17 protein-coding genes are annotated in these 23,868 nt (G+C 56.7%); 5 read left to right on the top strand and 12 right to left on the bottom strand.

From position 1 onward, the window contains the following. Positions 1-112: 112 nt before the first annotated feature. The 9 genes from Poly51_RS19960 to gcvT all read right to left on the bottom strand — a co-directional run bounded on the left by Poly51_RS19960 (position 113) and on the right by gcvT (position 10,432). On the bottom strand, positions 113-2,314 hold the full coding sequence (locus Poly51_RS19960; RefSeq protein ID WP_146459542.1) for a hypothetical protein: 2,202 nt from the start codon (positions 2,312-2,314) through the stop codon (positions 113-115). Between the two features lie 199 nt (positions 2,315-2,513). Further along, the gene (locus Poly51_RS19955) at positions 2,514-3,407 is read right to left on the bottom strand and encodes a hydroxypyruvate isomerase family protein (RefSeq protein WP_246114631.1); all 894 of its coding nucleotides are present in this window, start codon (positions 3,405-3,407) and stop codon (positions 2,514-2,516) included. 133 nt (positions 3,408-3,540) lie between these two features. Continuing rightward, on the bottom strand, positions 3,541-5,874 hold the full coding sequence (locus Poly51_RS19950) for a carboxylesterase family protein (protein ID WP_246114630.1): 2,334 nt from the start codon (positions 5,872-5,874) through the stop codon (positions 3,541-3,543). Next, positions 5,871-6,401: a hypothetical protein gene (locus tag Poly51_RS19945; protein WP_146459541.1), complete on the bottom strand. Its 531-nt coding sequence runs from the start codon at positions 6,399-6,401 to the stop codon at positions 5,871-5,873. The genes Poly51_RS19950 and Poly51_RS19945 overlap by 4 nt, the downstream gene beginning before the upstream one ends. Beyond that, complete coding sequence (locus Poly51_RS19940) at positions 6,398-6,985, bottom strand: RNA polymerase sigma factor (RefSeq protein WP_146459540.1); 588 nt, start codon at positions 6,983-6,985, stop codon at positions 6,398-6,400. Before Poly51_RS19940 ends, Poly51_RS19945 begins: the two co-directional genes overlap by 4 nt. Before the next feature lie 104 nt (positions 6,986-7,089). Beyond that, positions 7,090-7,785, bottom strand: a complete 696-nt coding sequence (locus Poly51_RS19935; RefSeq protein ID WP_146459539.1) for an FHA domain-containing protein — start codon at positions 7,783-7,785, stop codon at positions 7,090-7,092. Between the two features lie 321 nt (positions 7,786-8,106). Further along, the gene (locus Poly51_RS19930; protein WP_146459538.1) at positions 8,107-8,892 is read right to left on the bottom strand and encodes a lipoate--protein ligase family protein; all 786 of its coding nucleotides are present in this window, start codon (positions 8,890-8,892) and stop codon (positions 8,107-8,109) included. Further along, positions 8,892-9,293 (bottom strand): glycine cleavage system protein GcvH, encoded by a 402-nt coding sequence (gcvH, locus tag Poly51_RS19925; RefSeq protein ID WP_146459537.1) that lies wholly within the window; start codon positions 9,291-9,293, stop codon positions 8,892-8,894. The genes Poly51_RS19930 and gcvH overlap by 1 nt, the downstream gene beginning before the upstream one ends. A 20-nt stretch (positions 9,294-9,313) precedes the next feature. Next, the gene (gene gcvT / locus Poly51_RS19920; RefSeq protein ID WP_146459536.1) at positions 9,314-10,432 is read right to left on the bottom strand and encodes a glycine cleavage system aminomethyltransferase GcvT; all 1,119 of its coding nucleotides are present in this window, start codon (positions 10,430-10,432) and stop codon (positions 9,314-9,316) included. Between the two features lie 146 nt (positions 10,433-10,578). Between gcvT and Poly51_RS19915 the strand changes: the two genes are divergently transcribed. The 4 genes from Poly51_RS19915 to Poly51_RS19900 all read left to right on the top strand — a co-directional run bounded on the left by Poly51_RS19915 (position 10,579) and on the right by Poly51_RS19900 (position 15,690). Next, positions 10,579-12,552, top strand: a complete 1,974-nt coding sequence (locus tag Poly51_RS19915; protein ID WP_146459535.1) for a hypothetical protein — start codon at positions 10,579-10,581, stop codon at positions 12,550-12,552. Positions 12,553-12,638: 86 nt separating this feature from the next. Next, on the top strand, positions 12,639-13,274 hold the full coding sequence (locus Poly51_RS19910) for a metal-dependent hydrolase (RefSeq protein ID WP_146459534.1): 636 nt from the start codon (positions 12,639-12,641) through the stop codon (positions 13,272-13,274). A 212-nt stretch (positions 13,275-13,486) separates the two neighbouring features. Next, a complete protein-coding gene (locus tag Poly51_RS19905) occupies positions 13,487-14,269 on the top strand; it encodes a hypothetical protein (protein ID WP_146459533.1) in 783 nt (260 codons plus the stop codon). Between the two features lie 302 nt (positions 14,270-14,571). After that, a complete protein-coding gene (locus tag Poly51_RS19900) occupies positions 14,572-15,690 on the top strand; it encodes a methyltransferase domain-containing protein (RefSeq protein WP_146459532.1) in 1,119 nt (372 codons plus the stop codon). Between the two features lie 10 nt (positions 15,691-15,700). Here the strand turns inward: Poly51_RS19900 and Poly51_RS19895 are convergent, their stop codons facing one another. Next, complete coding sequence (locus Poly51_RS19895; RefSeq protein ID WP_146459531.1) at positions 15,701-17,074, bottom strand: tyrosine-protein kinase family protein; 1,374 nt, start codon at positions 17,072-17,074, stop codon at positions 15,701-15,703. A 33-nt stretch (positions 17,075-17,107) separates the two neighbouring features. Then, a complete protein-coding gene (locus tag Poly51_RS19890) occupies positions 17,108-18,229 on the bottom strand; it encodes a hypothetical protein (protein ID WP_146459530.1) in 1,122 nt (373 codons plus the stop codon). A 312-nt stretch (positions 18,230-18,541) separates the two neighbouring features. Between Poly51_RS19890 and metH the strand changes: the two genes are divergently transcribed. Then, positions 18,542-22,243 (top strand): methionine synthase, encoded by a 3,702-nt coding sequence (metH, locus tag Poly51_RS19885; protein ID WP_146459529.1) that lies wholly within the window; start codon positions 18,542-18,544, stop codon positions 22,241-22,243. Between the two features lie 12 nt (positions 22,244-22,255). On the opposite strand, the gene Poly51_RS19880 is transcribed toward metH, so the two are convergent. Beyond that, entirely contained in the window at positions 22,256-23,842 is a 1,587-nt protein-coding gene (locus Poly51_RS19880; RefSeq protein ID WP_146459528.1) for a sulfite reductase subunit alpha, read from the bottom strand. Between the last annotated feature and the right edge of the window lie 26 nt (positions 23,843-23,868).

Here is a 23,868-nt window from a genome sequence, read left to right as displayed (position 1 = left end):
TACGTGCGTGTTCCAATTCAACGTCCGCTTATTGTAGGGCCGTGCAAAGCAGTTCGGCGAATAATCCGAAACTGACTTCAGGCGGCGCAGCAATTCGCTTGAAACAACAGCATCAATCGTCGCTGTTTCGCAGCATCGCCACCGTCAAGAATGTTCGCTTGGCCAAATCATCGTCGACCGTGACTGCGGTGATCGGTAATCGAGATCCCGATTCGGCATCGTGAATGCCTAGAAAGGCGTCGCGAGAAAGCCCATCGACGGCGATCGACCATTCGATTCGATGACGACCTCTGGGTAGCGTTTGCTCACTGGCCAAATCGAGGGGATCAAACTGGATCGGTTTGCCGTCAATCGATACCTGTTGAATCGGAGATGCGATGCCAGGTGCGATCGACACCTTGGTGCGTGTTTCGTCATCCAAATCCAACACGCCAGTGAAGCGGATGAACGTCGGCGTTGGTTGACCATCTAAACGAGAAGCGATCGTTTTCAACATGGACGGTTTGATGGCGACGTCCATTTGATAGTTGATCTGTACGCCTAGGTCTTCGTCGTGCTGACCACCGTAAAGACGGCCGCGTAGACCAGACGCTTCGAGTCCGACAACGCCGTCGGCTTCTTCGCGAACTTGAGCCGCGCCGGGCGTCGTTTTCCTCAAGGGCTTTGTCGCCAGCGTGGATGGCCTTAGATGGACGGGCAGTGATTCGGCGCGTTCGTCAATTTTACGAACAATCTCTAGTCGCTGCAAACCATCGCTGGTCGCGGCGGAACGGACCAGTAAATCGATCGCATGTAACTGAATGGATTCCGCCGCACGTCCATTCGATCGTGTCGCATGGTTGAGCCAACGCTCGGCCATGACTTGAAGGCTGTCGCTTTCCGCATCCGTATCGATCGCTAATTCTTGACGTGCCAGTGACGCTAAGCGTACGTCCGAAGATTGCGACAGCCGCGACAATGAATCGTCATTCCATTGCCTTAGCATCAAGCATTGATATCGTCCCAGCGTCGCGATCGACTCGGCCGTCTCGTTATCCGAATTCGATTCATTCTGTTTCGATTTCTTGGTCATCCCCGCTTTCATGCGAGTCATCTGTTCGGCTGCTTCCAAGATCTCCGACACGGCTCTCTGGCGACTCTCGCTGTCGCCCTGCGCCGCAAGCGATGACAGTTTTGTGGCCACCTTCTTGCAGGGATCGAATGACTCTTCGACCAACATGCGTTCGCAGAACGCCAAGCTCTCGTTCCAAATTTCGTCTCGCAGAACACCGTCCCGAGCAGTCGCGATCTTGGACAAAATGTTTTCTGCGGCCGCAACATTACCGGGTGTCGTTTCGACTGAATTTTCCGCTTCATGCGGGCCTTTCGTCGGACGAGCAACAGGGGAGACGTCCTTTTTTGCGGGATTCGATGCCGATTTCGACGAAACGCCAACCATGGGTGAAGGAACCATTGACGTGACGACGGTCGCTTCGGGACGCTGCGATTTGTCCGGCGGGATTGCCAGCGACGAAATCGGCGGAGGCAATATTTCAGCTTTCGTTACCGTCTCAGCGTTCGATACAAACGGGTCTTGCAAGACTGCCGTCGTTGAATCGGTCGAATTGGTTTGCCCGTCGACGCGACTGATAGCCTGGCTTGGATCGGGCTCGGGGGGACTCGAATCCGTTTTCGCCAAACGAAACGTTAGGGTGTTCCAATGAGGCGTAACCGAGGCGATGCCCCATCCGGTTCCAACGATAAGCCCACCCACGACAAACCAAAGCCATGGTGGCAAGAGTCGCCGGCGGATGCGTTGGAACCGCCTCGTGCTCGAAGATGTCTCTAGGAGATCGCCATCCGATAATGTCGAGAGCCAAGCGTCGGCGTCTTTGCGGACAACGGGTTGCTTGATCGGGCCAAGATCCAAGATCGGCATCCAATCGTTTGCATCCTCTTCATCTTCGCTGGGTCGAGCCTCGGTCGCATTCTGCCAGGTGAGTCCATCTTCGGATGCGTTCAAGAAGTTTGTTTGCGTCGACTCCCGCAATACTCCGGGCAGAATTCGTCCGACGTGCGCGCGTTGCTGCAGATCTGTTCGTAGTCGCGGATCCATCAATCGATACGCCGACGTTGCAACTCTCGTGAGTTGGACGGATCGGTCGCTCGAATGAGTGTTTAGCAATTGCCGGGCCAACGATCGTGTTGACCGGGATGCCGCACGGCGAATGACCACCACCCGAAGTTCGTTGGGACGCACCCCTAGCCGCCGGTAGTCTTCGATGTCGAGACCGACAGGTTCATGGTCAGAGGTGAGGGCGGGGGTGGGTGTCATAGCGGCGGTCACATTCGGCGGGTGCCGAAGTGGTCACGATCCAAAGGTTCGTTGGATCGCGAGATTCAGGAGGGTAGGGAGGGGGCAAGGACAATCGGGACCTTCCGTTACTGACACCGCAGAGGCCCATCGGGTTACCGCCGCGGGCAAACGTTAGGACGCCGACCGACACCTGATAATAACTGCCCGGACACCAAGCTCACACATCACAAATCGTGAAAGCCTGCTCAAGGGACGAAATTGGGTCGTTAGATGTGGGAATGAATTCCTGAGCGACGTACCCGTCGTAGCCCGTATCGCGAATGGATCGGATAACGGCCGGGTAGTTGATTTCCTGGGTATCGTTCAGTTCGCCACGCCCCGGATTTCCGGCGGTGTGATAGTGCCCCACAATTTCACGATAACGGCTGATATTGCGGATCAAGTCTCCGTTCATGATTTGGACGTGATAGATGTCGAACAGCAATCGAAATTGGGCAGAATCGATTTCTTTCACCAAATCCGCACAAAGGTGAATATCGTCCCCCCAGTATCCCGGGTGGCCTTTCATGGGATGAGAATCGTCAACGCTGTTGAGATGTTCCAGCACGATGCCGACACCTTGGGATTCCGCATACGGAATCACTCGTTTCCAGCATGACAAACAGTTCTGGCGAGCCGCTTCGTCGCTGATTCCCGTTTTCTTCATGCCGGTAAACGTGATCACATTCGGAGCCCCGTAGCGGACGGCCAAATCGATGCCATCTCGCAATTTCTTTTCGACCTCGGCGTGGTTGTCGGGATCGAGCGGTCCATTGGCGAATCCGTGACTGCCCACCAACGAAATTTTCAATCCCAGTTTTGTCACCGCTTCGTAGTGGTCCGATGAAATTCCTTCGATCGCTTCCAAACCAATTCTGCGGCAATGCTTGGCAAGTTCGATCGGTGGGATGTCTTTGAAGCACCATCCCATCACCGATTGCCGAATTCGACGCTCCGATGCGGGCGGTGTCGATTCATCGGCCATCGATTTCGATGTAGCGGTACCGGTCGACGCCAGCACAGCCGAACCAGCGATCAAGGCTGGGCGAGTCAGGAAATCACGTCGTTGCATCGGAGTTGCCTCATCGAATAGGAAAGTACTTGTCGGTTTCGTCGGGTTTTGGTGAGCCGCGGGCCGTAAGGCTCTGGGTGACATGTGTTACCCGGCCGCTCACGCGTCGCGGCTCACCCAATCGATAAACCGTTTACGGCATCGTTGCTTCGAACCAAAACGCTCGTTTGCGATCGGCGCGTCGGCGAGCATCTTCCAGCATCGTTTCTAACGATCCATCGAATTGGAACCGGTAGGGGCGGGTGCCCGAGCGCACGATGATTTCGTTCGCAATGTCGATCCCCGGTTGTGGTCTCAGCAGCACTTTGAAAGTGTCCGATGGCACACTGCTGATGCGAATTTGATTGTCGGCGCCGATCGACGCAGAAATTTTCGCACTGCGAATGCGAGACGTTTGGTCCCAAAGGATCGGGTCGATCTGGACGTCGGGCTTCAGCGGTCCCAATTCCAGCCACCAAAAAAATTGATCTCCGTTTCGCATCGTCGAAACATCAATCTGTTCAGGAATGTCGCGTCGGCGATGGGCGGCTGATGTCATCCATTCGAACAACTTCGGAATCTCGTCAAAGAACGGTTCGCGACCACGACCACGGTACATGACCACGATCGCATCGTGATTGAACGACATGTAATCATCCATGATCGAACCGTCCGCGCGGATGCCATCAAGTTCACCCATCACGATGTACATCGGCATGTAACGCGAATTGAGTTCGTAGTGATGAACGGTTTTATCAGGGTTGGCGTTGATCGGAATCATGCCGGCCCACATGTCGGGATGAGCAAGTGCAAGGTCCCACGCGGCCGTCCCCCCCTCGCCGTGTCCCGACAAAAACACACGATCGGAGTCGATCGATGCGCGTCGCATTGCGTCCCGAACACTGACCAAGATTCGCTCGTGTTCCAGCGGTGTGTATTCGTAGTCCCTTTGTTGTGATCGGCTCCAAACCGGAGCCACCACGATGAATCCGTTCCGCGATGCGTGGCCCATGCGAGCGCCGTTGTGTTCGCTGTACTTTCCGGCCCACCAATCGATCTGGTCTTCGGCATATCCGCCGGCACCGTGCAACGATACAACGCACGGATACGATCGAAGCGGGGTGTATTCGGGTGGCAACTGAATCGCATATAGCGCCGCGCCGGTATCGACGCTGTAAAATCCGTCCGCGCCTTCCACGGCCGATCCCTCTGGCCACGGCAGTGGTGGCTGCAACAATGGCAGCATTCGATCGACGTACTCGGCCTGGGCACCTTCCAACGTTCGTAATTTTTCCAAAATTGCCGCACGCCGACCGGGATCATCGGTCCCCAAGTATTCGGCGACCAAATCACGCACGGCGATCAATGCCGTTGCGACGCTCAAGTTTTGCTCACCCGATCCACTTCCCAGCAACCACCCGGCCACTGCAAGTGCGACGCGATCATCGAGCGCGATCTCCGCCGATTTCCCCAGTCGCGCGTAATCGCTCAATCTCGGCAGCGTGTCCGGCGACAGCCCCGATGTGATCTCATCGACGATCGGTGCAAGCGGTGCGGCCTGGCCGGCGTCGAGCCCCGAGACATGTTCACGCAGTTGGTCGCCCAGTTGTTTCGCTTGCGTTTCCGATTCATTCAGTTTGGCGATCTCGTCCTGCACTTGGATCCGCGTGATACGACCGCCTTCCTGCATGGGGAAGTTTTCAAGAATGCCTCGCGCCAATTGGCGTTGGCCCGACGCGGATCGCATCTTCGCTTCATTGAGCAACTGTATCGCTTGTCGCTCGGTCAACGAAATCAACATCGCTTCACGATCAATGTCGGCGGGCAAGTTCTCGATCGATGAAAGCGCTTCCTTCGCATCGTCGTAGCGTTCGGCATCGGTGAAAAAGCGAACCGTTTCGAGCTTGCCTTCCAAGTCATCGGCAGCAATGCGTCGATCAAAAATTCGCTTCAGCGTCGGTGAGTCGATCGACGCGGTGGAGACCCGCATGTCCCACAACAGTGCCGGTTTTCCTTTCAATGCAACCAGTTTGGCGTAGCGGGAATTCAATTCTGTGATGCCTTGGATCACGTTGACCTGTCCCTCGGGACCTCGCATCGTCAATTGACGTCGGCCGAATTCGTTGAAAGGAGAAACGCCCATGATCGCGCCCAAGCCGGCCACCGCTTTGCCGCCAAGTGGACGTGCTTGCCATAACTCGATCGCTTGCGTGGGATCGGCAACATCGATGGGGTTTCCGTCGCTCATGCCCTTGCCGTGGATATAGATCCGTCGCAATCCGTCGTCGATCAACCAGATCGGACGGACATGGGTTTCGCCCGCCGACGCGGCGCCGAAGCCTTCCTTCAGCGTCGCGATCTCGGCCATCATGCCGCGCAGCACCATCCCGTTTCGAAGCTGAAAAAGCTGTTCGGCTTGCACGCCAACGGGGGAGAAGACCGCAGCGATTGCGATCGCCAAGAACCATCTGTGGGGATGCGGCTTCATGTTGTTTGATCTCCGCCGCCGGTTGTCAAAATCGTAACCGCTCGTCGCAGTGATCGGCCCAGCGGCGCCACCCCTTCGCGGACAGATCGCATCGCGGGCATCGTTTCATTGATCCAGTCGCCCGGGCGGACGTCTTGCCACCACGCGATCGGGTCCACGTCGGCCATCAGTGTCGTATCCGATACAGCGTAGGTCGTCGTTGATGAACTGAGCACCGCCGCCGAACTTGCTTCGTCGGTCGGATCGGTTTCTATCAAACGCACTGCCGATACAGACGCAACCATCAAAACGACCGCCGCGATCGCAAGCCTGGATATCGGGCGGACCCGTCCTGATTCGCTCTGCGCCTGCGTAGCCAATTGTTGTTGCAGCGTGACTGAATCAATCGACTGCCACGTCATCCATTTTTGGTGACAGTCAACACAGTCGCGCGCGTGGTCGACAAGCGCTTCGTCCGCCATGACAGGCATTCGCCGATCCAGGTAGTCTTGCATTCGCGATTCGAATCTTTGGCAAGTGATGGTCATCGCGGGCCTCCGAAGCGAGTTGAGGGAGATGACGAACGCGACCGAACGTCAACAACGTCACGTTGTCGAAGCGACTCGATCAGTTGAAGTCGCGCACGGTGGACCCATGTTTTGATCGTGCCCACCGGCCGGTCCATTCGTTGGGCGATCTCGGTGTACTCCATCGATTGCTCGTGGAACATTTGAAATGCTTGCCGCTGATCACGGGTCAATTGGTTGACCGCTAACTGGACTTCTTCGGCCAAAAGGTCCGCGTCATGACGGTCAATCGCAACCGTCGTCACCGGTTCTTCGGTAGCGGTCAGCGAAGTGTGGTGACGTTTTCGCGAAAGCAAAGTTCGGCAACGGTTGCCCGCGATCGTCACCAGCCAAGGTTCGAGCGGTCGTTGGCGGTCCCAGCGGTCCAAGTACCTCGCCAACCGAGAAAATGTCTCTTGGGTCACGTCTTCGGCGTCTTGGCGGTGGCCAAGCATGCGAAGACACAACCCGAAGACAAGGTCGTGATGGCGTCGCATCAGTTTGGCGAACGCTCGATCTCGACCCGCACCAAACTGGTCGGCAAGCAGAGCATTGGAATCATCCACGATGCAAACCTTGGTGTCGGTGGCGAAGCAAACTCATTTACGCGACGGATGGGTTTCGCGAACGGAAAACGATCTTGCCCGACCGCTATCGCTGCCCGATCCGATCAACGTCCGCTGAAGAATCGTTTCAACGCATTGTCGGCAGCATCACGCGAGTTATCTGTCATGGCCTTCTTCAAATCCGCGGGCAACTTCCCGGGCGCCTTCTTGTCTTTCTTGTCCGGCCGACTTCGTTTCACGGATTCCGTCGATTCGCTGACGGACAAGTCAGAGCTATCGGTCTCTGCCGACGTTTTTTCGATGTCGGAACTCTGGTCCAATCGAAACTGGCGAGTCTCCGGGTCGGACAATTTTCGCACACGGTCAATCTGATCTGCTTCGTCTAGCCAATCGCTGACGTCGACCGCTTCGAAACGACTGTCGTGCGAACCCGCTTCGACGGTTCGCGCCGCGGCGTCGCCGAAGTTGGATACCTCGGGCTTTTTCGCTGCCTGCAGCCCGTGTTCGATGACCACTTCGAAAAGCAATTTTCCGATTCGAAGTTCGTCGCCGCCCTTGAGCACCTTTGCCTTATCAACCGGTAATCGCTTGTCGTTGACGAAGGTTCCGTTGCGGCTATTCAAATCCTGGACCAGCACGCGGTTGTCCTTCAAAACAATGATGCAATGCTTGCGACTGACCGACTCGCTTTTCGGTCGCAGTTGGCAAACTTCACTGCGTCCAACCAGAAACTTCTCGCTTAAGACGGCGATTTCTTTGCCTTCATGGCTCCCGGTCAGGACCTTCAGCTTCACTTGCATCGATCAACCTCTCTTGAACTTTATACGACGAAACCGTCTTTATTGGGGTGCGTGATCCGAGATCACAGCCGCCCAAAGGGGATCTGTTTGACGATAAGCCTATCCCAACGGCGATACGATTGCTCGCACCGTTTAAACAAAAACTGAGTGTGAACCCATGTTGAATGATTCACGACGTCTCGTCGTTTCACTCGAACGCCAGCTTCATTCTAGGTACTTTCACGGCGGAGAAAATCCCGGTTGGCGACAATTAACGTAAATCCAAACCACCTTGCGGCTTTTTTTGAGACCAAACCACCCGACGGGGCTACGAGCGTTGGGCTATCTGCGTTCGAGCCATGCCGATGTTCCGAATCGCTCGGCCGACCAGTGTTCGGCACGTTCACGCTCGACCGGGCTCCACGAGCCAAGCTTCCAGCAAATTTTGAGGTGGCGGCTTATCGTTTCAGCGACGGCATCGGCCAGTTCGGTAATCGATTCAGATGTGCCTCCCAAATCCCAAATGCCCGGAAGCTGGGGCGCGAACCGGCTGGCTCGAACCAGCAAGCTACCATGCTGGAGCACGGCACGTCGCCCTTTTCGCTGAGCACTTCCAAGCACTTTGTAGCCATTGACGATCAAATCATCGTCGGTCCGTCGTTGGAAACAAAGAAATGGGTCGCCGGTCGTTTCAGATTCAGATTCTGATTCGCCGTCCACTCTTTCGACAACATTCCGTCCCGTCATCGAAAACGGTGCGCCTCGAACGCCAAAATCAGCGATCGCGTCGGCAAGTGCTGCGTGCGTCTGGCGGTACAGTTGTTTGTTCGCACCAGCGCTCATGCCTGTCATCGGCCAGGCCAAGCTGTAGGTCAATTCATGTTCATGCAGTATCGCGCCACCACCCGACGCACGGCGGACACAATCGACACCGGCACTTTCGACATGGGTTTGGCGATCGAGATGCGACTGAAAGTATCCCAGTGATAGCGTCGGACTGCGCCATCCGTACAGCCGCAGCGTCGGTTCCGACCCGCCATCGATCGATTCCAACAGCGCCTGGTCCAACGCCATATTTTCCGCGGCATCGCCAGCGGCAAACGCGATCAAACGTCCTGGCCGAATCATCAACCGGCTTCACCACATTGTTTTTCGTATGTTGCGTGATCCATCAATTTGTCGCGTCCCGTATCGCCACCGACCTTCACTTTGATGATCCAACCGAAGTTGTACGGATCGTCGTTGAGCTTCTCGAGGCTGTCGGGCAATTCGGTGTGGACTTCAACGACTTCGCCATCGATCGGGCTGTACAGCGGACTGACCGCTTTGACCGATTCGACTTCGCCGAATTCGTCGCCCGCCGTCAATGACTTGCCGACTTCGGGCAGGTCCATGTAGACGAGATCATTGAGTTGTTCGATCGCGAATGCCGAGATCCCGATCGTTGCGATCGATTGGTCGGCATCGGTGACCAAGTCCACCCACTCGTGAGTTTCGGCGTACAGCAACTTTGACGGATCGCGTGACATGGTGAGTTGAGTCCTAGTGGTTAGTGAGCGGGACGCTTGTAAAAGGGCAGGGCGGTCGGCGTCGCAGGCACCATCTTGCCGCGAATATCGATCTGGTAAGACGGCAGGTTCGCGAATTCGGCGTCGACGTATGCCATCGCAATTGGGCGGTCGAGCGTCGGCGAAGGCCCACCACTGGTGATGGTACCAATCTTTTTGCCCTCTGGCGTCAGAACGTCCAATCCGTCGCGTGCCGGGCGTTTGCCGTCGGGCAATAAACCAATCCGAACGCGTGACGGTCCGCCGGCCGCAATTTTCGCGATCGCGTCGGACCCGATGAACGAGCGATCCTTTAGGTTGCAAGCGAACGACAATCCGGCGCTGATCGGATCGATCGTCTCGTCCAGTTCGTGGCCATAAAGCGGCATCGCTGCTTCCATCCGCAATGTGTCACGAGCACCCAAGCCGGCGGCCGTGAAACCGACATCGCGGCCGACCAACATCAAATTTTCCCAAACGCGATTGGCTTCTTCGGCCCGCACGACCAACTCGAATCCGTCTTCGCCGGTATAGCCCGTGCGACTAACAATGACCGGCTTTTTCATCTGGTCGGTGATCGTCGCGTGATAGTACTTCAGTTTGGTCGGATCGGACTTGAACAGTCGCTGGCAAACGTCCATCGCACGCGGCCCTTGCACGGCAATCATCGCGGTCAACTCCGTACGATCCGACATCGTCACGGTCGGGAAATCATCCATCCTAGGCGTGATCCAATCGATGATCTTTTGGCGGTTCGACGCGTTGACAACCAATAGGTGGAAACGCTTCTGCGACGGGGTCTCCAAATTCGAAACCAGTACGTCGTCAAGAACGCCACCGTTTTCGTCGCATATCAGTCCGTAGCGAACGCGGCCCATGGGCATGTCGGACACCCGCCGCGTTAGCAGGTGGTCGAGCAGGTCTTCGCTGCCGTTGCCTTCGAATTTTAACCGCCCCATGTGCGAAACATCGAACAACGCCGCCGACGTCCGGCAGGCTTGGTGTTCCGCCACGATCGACGAGTACTGGATCGGCATCGAATACCCGGCAAAAGGCACCATCTTGGCGCCTGCCGATCGGTGCCAGCCGTCGAGAGGGGTGGATGCAAGTGAGTCGGTCATGCGATCGGGACAATGGGGAAACAGGCGAGATTCGTCGGCGAGAGCGTTCTCGTCGCGGAAACGGATTCTATCGATCGCCGGACGCGTCGAAAGCCCCAGCCGTTTTGCACACAGTCCGCGAGAGTCGAAAATGCTACAACCACAGGATGCAAAGACGAACTCAGTGGGCGCTGATCGGGCTGATTTTAGTAGCCTTGGTCGGGGTGATCCGCATGCACAGGCGATCGCGAACCGGCTCGGAGGAGTTCGCGATGTCGCTGCACACGCTTCGTTCGGCCACCCTTGGGAAGGTCGTCGATTGCAGAACGCAAACGCAGCAGTTCCCCGATCGCCAGCTTGAATATTGGAATCGTGCGATTGACCGAGTGTTGGCCGAACATCCGCACGACGCGGAGCTCCACGCCGCCGCGGCGACGGTGCTCAGTCAGCCCTGTACGCTTTTCGCATCCGATGTCGCCACCGAAGTAGCAGGCGGCGATCGGTTCAGCGTCGGGGACTTTGACGGAGACGTGATGGCGAGAATCGAAGTCGCTCGGGATGCTTTCGATGCAAGTGCTGCTGGTCGCGTACCCGAATTGATTCGCCGGGCGATCGAGCTCGATCCTGACAATCGGACATGGTGGCGTGTTCGGGCCCGTTTGCTGTGGCCGCCCATGATGTCGAACGATGAAGACACGCCGCGAGAAACGGATTGGCAGGAAGTTTTGGCCAAGGCACGCGATATTGATGGGGGAAACTCGCTGTATGGCATCATCGAAGCACGACGCATGTCCGAGCAAGCTGTTGACCTCGACGAAGCTCTTGAGTTCGTCGTCAACAATGCGGCCAGTTGGCAACGAACGATCGAGCTTGCCGAGCAGATCACGTCGGCTCAAGAATTGACTCTCGGCGAGCCGGCGATCAACGGACTGGTTCGTTTGCATCGGCTGGCTGGGCATCCGGTCGCAACAACCACCGAGTCGTTGCGGTATCGATTCATCTCGCAAGAGTTGGTGATGGATGTATGTCAGTTGATTCGCGGTTTGCTGCGGATGTCCGAAGTGAAATCGCCCATGCCCGGTTCGCCTTCACCGACCGAACTGGTCGCCTTGGCAACTGCCATTGCGGATTTCGCGGTCGAACGATCGGGCGCAGAGATTCGCTACGATACGAACGTTGCCAAACTGCGAGTGTGGGCGTGGAAGGAGCGTGAAACGCTTGAACAGAAAACAGGTGAAGTCAGCGAGTTCACGAAACGCGGACTCGCCGACGCTATCGCATGGGAAAACGATTTGGTCGCTGCTTCATTGGTTTTCGCGAACGCAATCCGAGTTGAATCCAATCCGCTTGCCGAGGCTGCCAGTGCGATATCGATCGCCTTGATAGACCCGTGGATGTTGGTGGCAGCGATGGCACTGATGCTTTGGCTTGTGACGGGACGACAGTCGGCGCATCTATCCTTCTCGTTTGCTTTGGGACTGATGTTTTTCGTCGCGATCGGTATCAGTTTTGTTTTTCTCGGCGTCGGTCCCGCCAGGCAGATCAGCAGCACGGTTCAAGACTGGATGCTAACCGCACTTGTCTTTGCCTGGGGCATTTGTATGTTGACGGGTATGGCGATGCGATCGCGGCTGCGACTCCGGTTCAGTATCCGCAGTTTGCTGATTGCAAGTGCGATCGTCGCGGTCGCACTGCAACTCGCCTTTCAGTGGCAAGTCGGTTGGGCATCATTGGGTTTGCCAATCAAGGTGAGCGCGACGGCAGACCGATTCATCGCCATCGTCGAATCGCAAGTCACGCCGGATACCGAGACTTGGTTGTTCGGATCAAAGTGGTTCCGCCGAGCAAATGCACAGTGGTTGGCTCATCGCGGGCCGGTTGCAAGCATCGCGATTTTCGGCATCGGCTGGATCGCATGGATGATCTGGCGAAGGGACTGGAAGCGAGAGGTCGGACATCTATTCGCGACATCGTTGCTGTTTGCAATCGCGTCAGTGTGCGTTTGGATTTGGGTCGAGCCGGCAATCGTCGAAAGTGTGCGGCCCAAAACGGCAAGCTATGAACGTTATATTGAATCCGTTGACGCGTACTACTCACCGCTGGAGCGAGCAATGTCACCTGCCGCTCGTCGATCCCGGTAAGCTGCGTCCCGATTGTTCAGAGCTAGTTGGCACTGCCGCGTTAGAAGGCGGCGGTGGGTCCGTTCATACCCCGATGAAGCAAAAACATGACGACCTTTGAGCATGCCCTGCTTGGGATGAACGGCCTCCTGGCGACGGGGTTGCATCGTCGTTTCGGATGGAAGCTTGCCGTATTGGCGGCGGTCGCGGCGATTGCCCCCGATTGGGACGGCGTCCCGATGTTGTTTGACATGTCGCGCTTCGAAGTCGGCCATCGTGTCTGGGGGCACAATCTGCTGACCTGTTGTTTCCTCGGGCTTGGCCTCGCATCGATCGACTATCGATTCGATCTGATCGGACGAGCGGCGAAGTCCATGACGCGATGGAGGCCACTGCGCGAACTTGCGCCATCCGTTGACGTCCGCCATTCGTTTTCGCGGCCAACGTGGTTGGTATGGGTGTTGGTCGCCACCGTCGCGGCGCTGTCACAGATTCCAGCCGATGCCGTCGTGTCGGGCGCCGAAGGGCTAAGCGATTGGGCACTCAAGCCATTGTGGCCGTTTTCGAACTTCACCTGGATCTATCCGATGATCCCGTGGGGCAATGTCGGCGTCACGATCATTTTCGCGATCACAATGATTGCTCAAGTCAAGCAGCCGGCTCACGTCCAATCCATCGCGATCACGGCACTGGTGTCGGTCGTGGCCTACCTTTGCATTTGGTCAGCATGGTTCCCGCGGTGAATCCGGTAAGAATTCCGGGACAGCCTGATTGCTCGAATCCAAATCCGAATTTAGACCGACGACGAAACGCTATCACGGGTCAGGCCAGCAGCTTAGACTGTCGTGCCGCATCGCAAACGTCCTCGAGTCGAGCTGACTCGAAACCTTTAATGCGATAACGATTCCACTTTTTTGCTTTGGCACCTAACTACTTTGACAACCGGAAGCCTCTGATGATTCTTCGACCTTTCCTTGCAAGCGGCCTGATCGCCGGGCTAACGATTTGCAGCTCAGCTTCGGCCGAACTGACCGCCTATACCCAAGACTTTGAGCGTATGGCGACGGCGGATGCCGATGACGACAAAGCAACACCCAACGATATCGCGGCCGATGGTTGGACCACTTACGGTGCAAACTGGCAAGGCGAACCGTCGGATCGAACTCAAAACGACAAGACGCCACTGTTCAGTTACGGAACCTTCCCCGCGCCCAACGGCGGATCAGGATTTTCGGGCATTGCGGACAATGCATCCCAGGAAGGCGAAAGTACAGGGCCACAGGGAACCCGGCACCTCAATATCTACAGCGATTACAACGAAGCGAAAGCCCATGGAGGCTCTGAGTCTTGGCTCGACGCAATCGTTTTTCGAGATAACCCCGTCGCGGTTGGGGATAGTGGGAAGACATGGGAATTCAAGTTCGACTACAAGGCGACCTGCGCAAACGGGGGAACGCTCTCACCGGGCGGAAAGTCAAAAACGTTCGCGTTCGTGAAGGTGTTGAAATCAAGCGATCAGTCATACGGAACGATGGCCGCTTTCGAATTCGAAACGACATCGGCAAGCAAGTCAGAGTGGGCAAGTCACACCATTTCGATCCCCATCGAAAAGGAATTCGAGGGAGAACTCTTGCAATTCGGATTTCGAACGGAAGCTCAAGACGGAGAGCCCACAGGCGTCCTGTACGACAACCTCACCTTTCGCGAGGCGGCCACAGAATCGGCCTCCGGTAAATAGTAATTCCGCCGAATCGCCACGGGGCGATTCGTGTGTTGTCCAGCAGCCCAGGTGTCGTGACCCGTACGGCCACGTCCGCACTCAATGGGGGCCGGCGATTGCGGATCGATGGCGATCGTCACGGACGTTCGGTCATTTGAGTTAAGGTGCGACGTGCATTCACGTCGACGTCCGCTGCCCATTGGCAAAACTCGCAGGCTAGGCGGACGCGGCGTTGAATGGCAGACTTGCCCCTTCAAGCATTTGCAATGCGTCGTTTGACGACGTGTTGCCCTCGATGACTCGGACATGGATCGCAATCAATGGATACCGAACAAGCCGTTCGTGATCGTTACTCGGCCGCCGCAGGTCAGCGCGAAGTCGAGCTTTGTTGCCCGGTTGACTACGACGCCAAATATTTGAAAGTGATTCCTCAGGAAGTGATCGATCGCGACTACGGTTGCGGCGATCCGTCGAAGTGGGTCCGTACGGGCGAGACGGTGTTGGATCTGGGCAGCGGTGGCGGCAAGATATGTTTCATCGCGTCGCAAGTCGTCGGTGCGGCAGGCAAGGTCGTCGGTGTGGACATGAACGACACGATGTTGGAGCTGGCGCGTCAGAGCCAAGCCAAAGTCGCCTCCGCAATCGGATTCGAGAACATTCATTTCTTCAAAGGCAAGATCCAAGACTTGGCCGTCGATCGTGATGTCGTCGACGCGTACTTGGTGGAACATCCGGTGACCTGTGAAGCCGATTTGCAGCGACTCGAATCGTTCATCGCCGAAATGCGAAACGAACGACCGATGATTGCGGATGACTCGGTCGATGTCGTGGTCAGCAACTGTGTGTTGAACCTGGTCGATCCGTTGGAAAAAGAACAACTGTTCGACGAAATCTTCCGCGTCATTCGTCCCGGTGGTCGTGCGGTAATCAGCGACATCGTTTGCGATCAACCGGTCCCCATGGAGATGCAACGCGACGCCAAACTTTGGAGCGGATGCATCTCGGGTGCCTTTGAAGAACATGAATTCATCGACGCCTTCGTTCGCGCCGGATTTCATGGCGTCGAAATGCCCGTGTTGCAACGCGATCCATGGCAGACGGTGGAAGGCATCGAATTTCGATCGGCAACGGTGATCGCGTACAAGGGACACTTCGAGGACGATCGCGCGATCGAATCCGATGCGGTGATTTATCGTGGCCCCTACCAACACGTGATCGATGACCACGGGAATTGCTTTGACCGTGGCGTGCGAATTCCCATCGCTTCCGCGACGCTTGATCGATTGATGCAACCGCCCTACGTGGAAGACTTCATCGGCTTGAAAGCCGAAGTCGGCGAAACGGACGCATCCGCCACCGCGCCGGCGACCCAACCGAAGCGTTCGATCAAGATGAACGTGATCGGTGACGATTGCTGTGGTACGGAAGGCTGCTGTTAGCGGTTGATCGCTAAGCTTGGACTTGTCGGCTGAAGTTTTCGACCATGCCAACGCCCTGGACGCCCGAACGGTTGAGCCACTTGGCAAAGTCGTCCACGGAGGTCGCGTCGGTGCGACTCGCATCGCGAACGATGATCGCGCTATCGATCGTCGACGCCAATGTTTGCAGTCTCGCTGAGTTTCCGGCCGGTCCATCGATGATGATCAAGTCAAAACGCTGGCGAAGCTCGTCCATTAGTAGGGTGATTTCCGTTGCCGTTGCGGGATGTGACTGGTTGTTGCCGATCAACGGGATCAGCGTCAACGCATCCTCGACGGCGTGAACGGCAATTTCCTTGACCGACAAGCCGCTTCGTAACGTGTCGAGCCAGCCAAATTCCAAATCCAAACGCATGTCATCGGCAAGCGTCGGGTCGTCGATGTCGGCATCAACTAAAGCAACGCGGATACCCGAATCAGCAGCGGCCAACGCCATTCCGATGGCGACGGAACTTCGGCCTTCGCCCCGTTTAGCACTGGTCACCAACATCGAGTGGAGTCCGCCGGCAACGGCTTCCGCCATCCGATCGGAAAGGTCTTGGAACAGCGATTCGTTGAAGAACAGATCGGCAACGGGCTTCGGGATGTCAAACACGTCGACTTCCCACGCCGCTTGAAATGCCCCCTTCGAGCGAGGCTGGGACGTGCTCATTGCTTCATTGACGGGCTCTGGTGCAGTTGTTGGCTCCGGTGCAATGGTTGGCTTCGGAGCAGCGGGTTGCTTCAGGGTCGGCGATTCGACCGCTTGTTGCGGGGCGGTTGCCGGTCGTGCCGGTTGAGGTGTTGTGTTTTCCGTCGCGACATCGGTCAGCGTGCCCTGCCAATGCAGTTCACGAGACTCGACGGTTGCGTATGCCGTGTGGATTTGCTGCAGCGAAGCCACCATGCGGGCGACCTCGTCGACCATGCCGTTTTCGTCATTTGTCGTTCCGGCTGGTCCGTGGACCGACGCTGCGAGATCGTCTTCTAACTGTTTTGCCGCCGACGGCGCCGGTTTCGGTGCCGCGGGTCGCGATCCAGGGTCGTCGCGCCAAATGGGTTCAGGCTGAATCTGTTCTGCTTGCCCCGGTTCTGTGTGGCGCCTCGGTTCGACGTGGGCCGGTTCGACGTGGGCCGGTTCGACGTGCGGTCGGGGCACTGCCGATTGGGCTGCATCGCCTCTCGCCATTTCGCCTTCGATCGGATCGATCCAGATCGTAGCCGTGCCGGCGACCTTCTTGTCCAACGTCAATTCCGGCGCGCTCGAAACCTTTGCGACAGCCTTGTCGATCGGAGGCTGTTTTGAGTCGATGTTTCGATTTCGGCGAGCAAATGCTTTTACGAATGCTTGTTCGTTCGAGCTCATGATGGCAACACGTAGATGGGGGAGGAGAATGAATTACTGAGGTGAACCGGAATGGGCGGGCGGTAGGTACCGCAACCAATCACTCACGGCTGACGGAGTGGCTGACATGACGGGAACGTTCGGGTTGGCCCCGTTCAAACTTGTGCCCGAGAAACCACTGTTGACGTTCGCCGGCGATTCCAGGTCTTCGAGTGTCGGCAAACCGCTTGCAATGTCGCCGGCCATCGCGTTGGGTGTTCGGCTGGATACAGGTGACGCGCCGAGTGTTTTCGTCGACAGCATCGCCGGATCAAACCCCGGCGTGGACAGTTCGTTGCCAGACGGTTGAGGCGGGCTCAAGGAAGCAACCGATGGGGCCGTTGGGGCGACCGGCGGTGCGTCGGATTCGATCGCAAGGATCGCTGCCGAGAGATCTTCTTCCGTCGGCTTCGGCAATAACTCTTTGGCTTTCGCTTTCGCGTTGGCGACCATTGCCGAGTCCACCGTCGGAATCTCCACAGCCAATTCGCCAGTGTCGATTTCTAACGCATCGTCGATCTTTGCCAGCGAAGAATCGATGGCTGATGGATCAGATGAACCGCGACTGGTCCAAAACGCAAAACCGATCGCTGCGGCAAGCAAGACCAAGACCGTTCGGTGGGCCATCGCCGCCTCCATCCACGTCCGGCCTGCCGGACGGGTGTCCGAAGTTGGTCGTTCGGGCTTAGGCATTGCCGCGTCACCCGAAGTGGTGTTCGGCAACTCGGGCGCCACCTTTGCCGACCCCGCAGAATCGCCTCGGAAGGGCAATGTTGCTCGATAGGGATCGGCAGCTGGCTGCGTTTCGATTGCGGGTCGCGCTGAATCCGTTACTGAATTCATGCCCATCGTCGCCAGCGATTCCGTCGCCAGAGCGCCATTCTGATTCGGCGACGTTTGGATTTGATTCGGCGGAGCCGTTTTTTGAGTCTGCGGCGCAGCGGTGCTCGTAATTCGACTGGTCGTAGCGGGAGGCGACACGTCACGCAGCTTGAACAGGATCGGTGGTAAGGCGAGCGATTCGGAATCGAGCGACTGTTCGGGCTGATCGGCATGCCCCGGTCGGCTGCCGTGTTGATCAGCGTGTGAACGAGCGTGGCGATTGCCGTCTAGAGGCCGATTTGGCGAGACGGTCATGCGATCTTCCTGGTGTCGAGGGTGAACGGTGCAAATCAGTGAACTGGCGACGGGATTTCCCGCCGACGAGACCTTGATTGACCCGTTCTCAAAAATGCCATGAACCCGAACCAAGTGGTTCTGTTCTTACTCATCGGAATCATGCTTCCGGATCTTTAGGGTTCTGCGGAATAGCCAAAGTTGAACGATCAGGCAAGACTAAACGTCAAAACCAATTTGTTCGGGTTGTGAAACCCCGGTTGGACAACGAAGATTAAGCCGGTTCATTCCCGACCGATCCCCGTTTGTACCCGCGTGAAACTGCAGCCAAAAATGCTTCAAGCCGACTCGACCGACACCCAACTGAACGAATTGATCCGCGAGCGAATCCTGCTGCTCGACGGTGCCATGGGAACGATGATTCAGCGTTTGGGGCTGGACGAAGCCGGTGTTCGCGGTGAACGGTTCTCTGAGCACCATAAGGACCTCAAGAACTTCTCCGATATCCTGTGCCTGACCCATCCGGAAAAAATCACCGGTATCCACGCCGCATACTACGAAGCCGGCAGCGACATCGTCGAAACGAACTCGTTCGGGGCCAGTCCGGTCGGCATGATCGAATTCGATTTGCCGCTTGAATTGGTCGATGAGATCAACCACGCGGCCGTCGCATGTGCCCGAAAAGCGGCGGACGAGTGGACTGAGCGGACTCCCGACAAGCCACGTTTCGTTGCCGGATCCATCGGTCCGACGACCCGCCAATTGGCGATCAGCACCACCGAAGACCCGGCCCACCGTGGCGCCGAATTCATGGAAATGGTGGACAGCTACCGAGCCCAAGTCAAATCGCTTTGCGAAGCCGGCGTCGATATCCTGTTGCCCGAAACGGCGATCGATACGCTGAACTTGAAAGCATGTTTGTTCGCCATTTCGGACTACTTCGACGGCGGTGGCCGACGGGTTCCCGTGATGGCCTCGGGGACATTCGCCGATGGCGGTCGCACGTTCGTCAGCGCTCAAAGCGTCGAGGCATTCTGGACGGCGATCAATCACTTTCCGTTGTTATCGGTGGGAATGAACTGTGCGATGGGACCGGACGTGATGCGTCCGCACATCGAAGAGTTGTCCAAAGTCGCAGGCATACCGATCAGTTGTCACCCCAACGCGGGTTTGCCCAACGAAATGGGGCAGTTCGATCTTGGCCCGGCGGCGATGGCGGCCAAGGTGGGTGAATACGCCGACAACGGTTGGGTCAATATTCTGGGCGGCTGTTGTGGTACGACCCCCGATCACATCGCGGCGATGGCCGATCGCATCGGACGCTCGAAGCCCAAAAAGATCAAATCGCTGCCGACTTTGACCCGTTTGTCGGGCACCTTGCCGATGGCGATGCGGCCTGAGATTCCCTTTACGATGGTCGGTGAACGCACCAACGTGACGGGCAGCCGAAAATTCGCCAACCTGATCCGCAATGAAAAGTACGAAGAAGCCGTCGAAGTCGCCCGCGAACAAGTTGAAAACGGCGCAACGATTATCGACATCAACTTCGACGACGCGCTGTTGGACGGCGCCGAAGCGATGACGCGATTCTTGCGTTTGATTTCCGGTGACGAAGTCGTCGCGACCGTGCCGGTGATGATCGACAGCAGCAAGTGGGAAGTTCTCGAAGCAGGCCTGCGAAACGTTCAAGGCAAATCGATCGTCAACTCGATTTCATTGAAAGACGGTGAAGCTGAGTTTCTTCGCCGCGCGCGCTTGGTTCGTCAATACGGTGCGGCCGCCGTCGTCATGGCGTTCGACGAAGAAGGCCAAGCCGCCGACGAAGACAATAAGGTTCGAATTTGCAAACGAGCCTACGACTTGCTCGTCAACCAGGTCAATTTCCCACCCGAAGACATCATCTTTGATCCCAACATTCTGACGGTCGCCACCGGCATGGATGAACACAACAACTATGCCGTCGACTTCGTCAATGCGGTCACCCGGATCAAGAAAGAATGCCCTGGCGCAAAAACCAGCGGTGGCGTCAGCAATATCAGTTTCAGTTTCCGTGGCAACGATGTCGTCCGCGAAGCCATCCACAGCGCGTTCCTTTACCGGGCGATCAAAGCTGGCTTGGACATGGGCATCGTCAACGCGGGCCAACTCGAGGTCTACGAAGAAATTCCCAAAGACATGCTTGAACACGTTGAGGACGTTCTGTGGAACCGTCGCGCCGACGCGACTGACCGGATGTTGGATTTCGCCGAATCGTTCAAGGGCACCGGCACCAAGAAAAAGTCCGGCGAAGACCTGGCGTGGCGATCGGGAACGATCCAAGAAAGGATGAAGCACGCGTTGATCAAGGGCATCGACAAGTACATTGTCGAGGATGCGGAGGAAGCACGACAGCACTACGACAAGTGCTTGCAAGTCATCGAGGGACCTTTGATGGATGGCATGGGTGTCGTGGGTGACCTGTTCGGCCAAGGCAAAATGTTTTTGCCCCAGGTCGTCAAAAGCGCGCGTGTTATGAAAAAGGCGGTTGCCTACCTTGAACCCTTTATGGAAGAGGAAAAGCGTCTGGCGGGGATCGAGAGCGACGATGCACGCGGCAAGTTCTTGATCGCAACGGTAAAAGGTGATGTCCACGATATCGGTAAGAACATCGTCGGCGTGGTGTTACAGTGCAACAATTACGAAGTCATCGACTTGGGCGTGATGGTGTCGTGCGAAAAGATCTTGGAAGAAGCGGTCAAGCATGGCGCGGACATGATCGGATTGAGCGGGTTGATCACGCCCAGCTTGGATGAGATGGTCCACGTCGCCCGTGAAATGAAACGCGCCGGTATGACGATGCCGTTGTTGGTTGGTGGCGCGACGACAAGTGCGAAGCACACCGCCGTTCGCATCGCCCCAGCTTACGATGGCCCGGTGTTGCACATCTTGGACGCGAGTCGCAGTGTCGGTGTCGTCGAAAAGTTGCTCAACCAAGACAATCGTGACGAGTTCATCAAAGCCAACGTCGTCGAACAAGAGAAGTTGGTCGCCAGTTACCGCGATCGACAACAGAAACTGGTCACCTATGCCGAGGCTCTCGAAAAACGATTTGCGACAGATTGGAAGACCGTCGCGATCGACAAGCCTTCGTTCACGGGCACGCGTGTCTTGGACAATATTCCGCTTGCCGAAATTCGACCGTTCATCGACTGGTCACCGTACTTCATGACATGGGAATTGAAGGGCAAGTACCCCAAGATTTTCCAAGACAAAGTCGTTGGCGAAATCGCCAAAGAGGTCTACGAAAAGGCCAACGCGATGTTGGATCGAGTGATCGCCGAAAACTTGCTGCAAGCCAAAGCTGCCTACGCGTTTTGGCCGGCCGCATCCGATGGCGATGATATCATCGTGTACACCGACGAATCGCGGACGACCGAAGCGAAACGGTTCCACTGTCTGCGTCAGCAATGGGAACGCAAAGGCACGACCGACTATCGCTCGCTTGCCGACTACGTCGCACCGGTTGATAGCGGTCGCGAAGACTATATCGGTGGCTTTGTCGTGACTGCTGGCATCGGCGCCGAAGCCTTAGCAAAGAAGTACAAAGACGAACTCGATGACGAGTCATCGATCATTGTTCAAGCCATCGCCGACCGACTAGCCGAAGCTCTCGCAGAAATGCTGCACCAACGAGCCCGCGTGGATTGGGGATTCGGACAGAGCGAAAATCTGTCGGCCGAAGAAATGATTGATGAAAAGTATCGCGGCATCCGTCCCGCAGCGGGCTATCCGGCTTGCCCGGACCACACCGAAAAAAAGACGTTATTCGAGTTGCTCGACGCAACCGCCAACACCACCGTCGAACTGACATCCAGCTACGCGATGTACCCGGGCGCGGCAGTCAGCGGCTTGTACTTTGGCCACCCCGAAGCACGTTACTTCTCGGTCGACCGCGTCACCAAGGATCAAATCGAATCCTACGCAAAGCGTAAAGGCGAAACGATTCGCGAAGTCGAGCGATGGTTATCGCCCAACTTGGCATACGACCCCGTATAGGCAAGTGAAAAACTAATAAACGTCGCGGACGTATCGGCCGTCCGCGGCGAGTTTTTTCACATAGGCTTTCGCTTCGTCGGTGCTCATGTTGCCTTGTTCCTCGGCGATGTCGACGAGAGTTCGTTCGACATCGGCCGCCATCCGCGAGGCATCGCCGCACACGAAAAACGTTGCACCACTCTGCAGCCACTGCCAAAGCTCGGCGGCATTCTCTCGCATGCGATCTTGGACGTAGACCTTGCGATCTCCGTCGCGGCTAAATGCGGTATCCAAACGCGTCAGCAGTCCACTATCGACGTAGGCCTTCAATTCGTCTTCATAGAGGAAATCGAAAGATTCGTGCTGGTCACCAAAGAACAGCCAATTCTTGCCGGCCGCCTTCGTCGCGTCGCGCTCCTGCAGGAACGCCATGAATGGCGCGATGCCCGTCCCCGGGCCGACCATGATCATGGGCTGATGGGGGTCGGCGGGAACCGTGAATCCGCCGTGGTTGGGTTGGACGAATACTCGCACCGTCGAACCCGATTCGACGCGATCGGCGAGCATGGTACTGGCCACGCCCTTACGAGTTCTTCCTTCGCGTTCGTAGACGACCTTGCCGACAGTCAAGTGAACCTGGTCGCAGACAATCTTGGTGCTGCTAGCGATCGAATACAAACGTGGGTTGAGCGGATCGAGCGTTTCCAGAAACTCCGTTGCCGTCATCGCATCGCATCGTGCAACTTCCAATACGTCCAGCACGTCAAAGCCCTCGGGGACGCCTTCGTCCGCCATCGTTTGAAGCATGTCGCGTTTGTCATTGTCCAAGGCGCGATCCGTGACCAACGCCAGCAATTCGTCTGACGGATCTTTCAAGCAAAAGTCTTCACGCAAGGCCGCCGCCAACGATTTACTTATTCCCGATGGACTGGTCACATTCAACGTCGCATCGGCCCCGATGCGTTCGATGATCGTTGCAACCAAAGCATCGCAATTGACCGGGAACACACCCAACGCGTCGCCCACATGATAGGTCAGACCTGAGCCGGACAAGTCGATCGCCACGTGACGCGTATCCTTCGCCGATCCCTCTTGATTGAGCGGTCGCGATTCGATCAGTTTCGCTTCGAAGGGGCGTGACCGCGAGTAACCCGTCGGCATCGCTGCGCAGTTGCCGTTTCCATTGCTTGCCGCGGGTGTGTCGGACTCACCACCCTCTTTCAATAATCGCTTGATCATTTGCTTCGTTTCTTTGCCGCCGGGACTGCAGAGCGTCAAGTTGCTTTCGGTTCCCGATGCGATCGCTTCCGCATAGGTCTGGCAAACGTAGCCACACGATCCGCAATCCAGTTGAGCCATGGCGGCCATCAGTTTGCGTTCGATCGGTTTTCCTTCCGCCAATTCCATTCGATCCACGATCGGCAGCGTCGAATCGTGCCAAGCGAAGTCGTCTTCGGCGTCTTCTTCAACAGTAATCGGGGTGTTGATGAAACCGGCCGCCGACAACGCATCCGCTGCCGTCGCACCATTCTGCACGCCCATCAGACCAGAGAAAAATCCGTTCAACCAAGCACGCTGTTCTTCATTGAAAGGCGCCGTCGCGGGAATGAAGCTACTCATAAGAATCGTCGCGTGTCGTTAGTGAA

This window comes from Rubripirellula tenax (assembly GCF_007860125.1).
In the GTDB taxonomy this organism is placed as follows: domain Bacteria; phylum Planctomycetota; class Planctomycetia; order Pirellulales; family Pirellulaceae; genus Rubripirellula; species Rubripirellula tenax.
Note: the sequence above shows the minus strand (reverse complement) of the source record. Positions and strands in the feature narration are given on the sequence as shown.